Origin of the sequence: Mycobacterium parascrofulaceum ATCC BAA-614, from assembly GCF_000164135.1 — a bacterium.
GTDB lineage: Bacteria > Actinomycetota > Actinomycetes > Mycobacteriales > Mycobacteriaceae > Mycobacterium > Mycobacterium parascrofulaceum.
In genome coordinates this window covers 1-1,207 of sequence record NZ_GG770620.1, presented here as the reverse complement: position 1 = coordinate 1,207, position 1,207 = coordinate 1, and the positions used below count along the sequence as shown (strand labels likewise).

Annotated in this window: 1 protein-coding gene; it reads left to right on the top strand. The window is 66.9% G+C overall.

What is annotated here, in order from left to right:
• Positions 1 to 1,040: IS1380 family transposase (locus HMPREF0591_RS29860; protein WP_007172624.1), on the top strand; the 1,040-nt coding region annotated here is incomplete at its 5' end.
• Positions 1,041 to 1,207 lie beyond the last annotated feature (167 nt).

Sequence of the window (1,207 nt, the reverse complement as noted above, 5' to 3'; positions counted from 1 at the left end):
CGGCCAGAGCGGCGGCCTGGGCCGCAGGAGCCAACCCGCCACCTGGCAAGTGGCTGCATATCGATATTGACGCCACGTTGGTCATCGACCACTCCGACAACAAGGAGAGCGCGGCTTCTACCTGGAAAAAGTCGTTCGGACACCACCCGTTGTTAGCGTTTCTGGACCGCCCAGAGATCGCCGGCGGTGAGGCGCTGGCCGGGCTGCTGCGCAAAGGCAACGCGGGCAGCAACACTGCGGCCGACCACGTCACGGTCCTTGAGCAGGCATTGGCGTCGCTGCCGGCCGATTGGCGTCACGGCCCGCACAATCCCGAGGCGCCCAAGGTCGTGGTGCGCTCGGACTCGGCCGGTGCCACCCATGCCTTCGCCAACGCCTGCCGCGATCACGACGCCGGATTCTCCTTCGGCTTCCCGGTCGATGCCCGCGTGCAGGATGCCGTGGACACCCTCAATCTCGGTAATGCCTGGTACCCGGCGATCGAGGCCACCGGCGACATCCGCGACGGGGCCTGGGTGGCCGAGGCCACCGACCTGGTCAACCTGTCCGCGTGGCCTGCCGGAACCCGGTTGGTCCTGCGCAAGGAGCGCCCGCACCCCGGCGCCCAGCTGCGGTTCACCGATGCCGACGGCATGCGGGTGACCGCTTTTATCACCGACACACCCCCAGGTGTCATCCCGGGGCAGTTGGCCGGACTCGAGCTGCGACACCGCCAACATGCCCGCGTCGAGGACCGCATCCGCGAAGGCAAGGCCACCGGGCTGGCCAACCTGCCCTGCCACGGCTTCGACGCGAACGCCGCCTGGCTGGAAATCGTCTTGACTGCAAACGATCTCGTGACCTGGGCGAAACTACTCGGGTTCGCCGACCAACCCAAGATCGCCCGCTGCGAGATCGCCACGTTCCGCTACCGTGTGCTACACGTTGCCGCCCGCATCACCCGCGGCGCCCGACAACTGCGGCTCCGCATCGACTCCACCTGGCGCTGGGCCACAACGATCACCAACGCCTGGCACCGCATCCGCGCAGCCTTCCCCTGACCCGCCCAACCACCCCGTCCCAACGACTACGAAAGGCCCAAGGCCCTGGAAACCTCGCACACCCCGCGACACGGGGCGAGTAAACATGTCAAAACCCGAAAATACTGAATGCACAAGCCAATCCGCGGCCAACCCGCACCCCGGCCTACCGGTATGCAAAATCGAGG